We start from the raw sequence: 2800 nt of genomic DNA on the forward strand, positions 1-2800 counted from the left end.
AACTACATTCGAGGTCGCAGCTTCCAGCAGAGTCTGATTTTGATCGATGAATGCCAGAACCTGACACCGCACCAGATGAAAACCATCATCACCCGTGCCGGCGCCGGTTCCAAAGTGGTGTGCCTGGGCAACCTGGCACAGATCGACACCCCTTACCTGTCCGCGACCAGCTCCGGGCTGACATACCTGACCGAACGCTTCAAAGATTTCCCTAACGGTGTGCATATCACCCTGCAAGGGGTGCCTCGCTCGATTCTGGCTGAATACGCCGAATCGCATTTGTAACTGTTCCATCCAAACCGGGCGGCCCTCAAAGGTCGCCTGGTTTTTTATGCTCAACACAAATCTAATTGTGGGAGCGGGCTTGCTCGCGAATGCGGTGTATCAGGCAATATAAATGTCAACTGACACTACGCCTTCGCGAGCAGGCCCGCTCCCACAGGGTTCAAATGTGACTGGATAATCGCGTGCGGAAAATTGACCCGCGGGTTTACAATCGACGCTCCTGATCAGGAGTAACCCTGTGCTGACTCATCTCGATTCCCAAGGTCGCGCCAACATGGTCGACGTCACCGAAAAAGCCGTGACGTTCCGTGAAGCGACGGCCCAAGCGCTGGTGCGCATGCTGCCCGACACCCTGCAGATGATCGTCAGTGGCGGTCATCCCAAGGGTGATGTGTTCGCCGTGGCGCGCATCGCCGGTATTCAGGCGGCGAAGAAAACCAGCGATCTGATTCCTCTGTGCCATCCGCTGATGCTGACCGGCGTCAAAGTCGAGCTCAGTGCCGAAGGTGACGACACCGTGCGCATCGTCGCGCGCTGCAAGTTGTCCGGGCAGACCGGCGTCGAAATGGAAGCGCTGACCGCCGCCAGCGTGGCAGCACTGACTATCTACGACATGTGCAAGGCCGTGGATCGCGGCATGACCATCGAAAGCGTGCGGCTGCTGGAGAAGGTCGGGGGCAAGAGTGGGCATTTCCAGGCGGATCAACCATGAACGTCACGGTGAAGTTTTTCGCGCGTTACCGCGAAGCGCTCGGCGTGGACTCGGTCAAGGTTGAAGGTGATTTCGCCACTGTCGACGACGTGCGCGCGCTGCTGGCTCAGCGCGACGGTGCTGATGTGCTGAGCGAGCAGAACTTGATGTGCGCCCTCAATGAAGACCTTTGCCAGCTGGACGAGCCGGTCAGCGATGGCGATGAAGTGGCGTTCTTTCCGACTGTGACCGGGGGCTGAGCCATGGCGATCCGCGTGCAGTCCACGGCGTTCGATCCCGGTGCCGAAGTCAACGCCATGCACGCTGCCAATGTCGGCGTGGGCGCGGTGGTGAGTTTTGTCGGCTATGTCCGCGACTTCAATGACGGACTCGATGTGGCCGGAATGTTTCTTGAGCACTACCCGGGCATGACCGAGAAGGCCTTGGGCAAGATTGCCATCGAGGCCGAGCAGCGCTGGCCGCTGTTGAAGCTGGAAGTGTTGCACCGCATCGGCGCTCTGGAACCGGGGGAACCGATCGTCTTCGTTGGTGCCGCCAGTGCCCACCGCCAGGCAGCTTTCGACGCCTGCGCCTTTGTCATGGATTACCTGAAAACCCGCGCGCCGTTCTGGAAGAAAGAAGTCACCAGCGATGGTCCGCGTTGGGTTGAGGGGCGTGACAGCGATCATGCGGCGGCGGATCGCTGGAAGAAGTAGATGCTGCAGTGCCCTCAAGTCAGTCATCGCGAGCAGGCTCGCTCCCACAGTAGGTCTCCATGAACACAATATTTGTGTTCGACAAAGATCCCCTGTGGGAGCCAGCCTGCTGGCGATGGGGCTATTCGCTTCACCCAATAACCAACTGACTCACCGCCCGACCATCGACCGGGCATGATCCCGCTTGCCCGATTGACGGGTAATACATAAAAGTCCAGTATGGAATTACAAGTACAAAAAACCTGTTCACCGTTTCAGCTCTTCCTTCTGTCTTGCCAAACCAACAACAACCCGCGAGAGAACGAACATGAAGAAATTCCCCCTCATCACCGGTCTGGCCCTGAGCCTGTTGGCGTGCAGCAGCGTGTTTGCCGCCGAAAAAGCGCTGCGCATCGGTATCGAGGCGGCTTACCCGCCGTTTGCTTCCAAAACCGACCAGGGCAAGATTGTCGGTTTCGACTACGACATCGGCAATGCCCTGTGCGCGCAGATGAAGGTCGAGTGTGTGTGGGTCGAAGGCGAATTCGATGGACTGATTCCTTCCCTTAAAGTGAAGAAAATCGACATGGCCCTGTCGTCCATGACCATCAACGAAGACCGCAAGAAGTCGGTGGATTTCTCCCACAAGTACTATTTCACCTCATCGCGTCTGGTGATGAAGGACGGCGCGGTGGTCGATGACCAGTACGCCAGCCTCAAAGGCAAAACCGTAGGCGTGCAGCGCGCCACCACCACCGACCGTTACGCCACTGAGGTTTTCGAACCCAAGGGCATCAACGTCAAGCGCTATGGCAATAACGAAGAAATCTACATGGACCTGGCTGCCGGTCGCCTTGATGCGATTTTTGCCGATACCATTCCGCTGAATGACTTCCTGTCGATGCCGCGTGGCAAGGGTTACGCGTTTGTCGGGCCAGAGTTGAAGGACCCGAAATACGTGGGTGAGGGTGCGGGGATTGCTGTGCGCAAGGGAAATACTGAATTGGTTAGTGAACTGAATGCGGCCATTGATGGCATTCGAGCCAATGGCGAATATCAGAAGATTTCGGACAAGTACTTCAAGTCAGACATCTACGGCGATTGATAAATCGCCTTCGCGAGCAAGCCC

The 2800-nt window shown here is 57.2% G+C and carries 5 protein-coding genes; all 5 read left to right on the forward strand.

Translation table 11 applies throughout. The features are described from left to right. Window positions 1-285, forward strand: a 285-nt coding sequence (locus AC1DRJ_RS23615) for a PhoH family protein (RefSeq protein WP_477804278.1), incomplete at its 5' end; no start/stop codon positions are given. A gap of 238 nt (window positions 286-523) precedes the next feature. After that, the gene (gene moaC, locus AC1DRJ_RS23620) at window positions 524-997 is read left to right on the forward strand and encodes a cyclic pyranopterin monophosphate synthase MoaC (RefSeq protein WP_162437327.1); all 474 of its coding nucleotides are present in this window, start codon (window positions 524-526) and stop codon (window positions 995-997) included. Next, window positions 994-1236, forward strand: coding sequence for a molybdopterin converting factor subunit 1 (gene moaD / locus AC1DRJ_RS23625; RefSeq protein WP_477804279.1), 243 nt, complete (start codon window positions 994-996; stop codon window positions 1234-1236). The genes moaC and moaD overlap by 4 nt, the downstream gene beginning before the upstream one ends. A 3-nt stretch (window positions 1237-1239) precedes the next feature. Then, complete coding sequence (moaE, locus tag AC1DRJ_RS23630; protein ID WP_477804280.1) at window positions 1240-1692, forward strand: molybdopterin synthase catalytic subunit MoaE; 453 nt, start codon at window positions 1240-1242, stop codon at window positions 1690-1692. A 307-nt stretch (window positions 1693-1999) separates the two neighbouring features. Beyond that, entirely contained in the window at window positions 2000-2776 is a 777-nt protein-coding gene (locus AC1DRJ_RS23635; protein ID WP_477804281.1) for an ABC transporter substrate-binding protein, read from the forward strand. Window positions 2777-2800: the final 24 nt, after the last annotated feature.

The sequence above is a fragment of the Pseudomonas sp. P5_B2 genome (genome assembly GCF_056400445.1).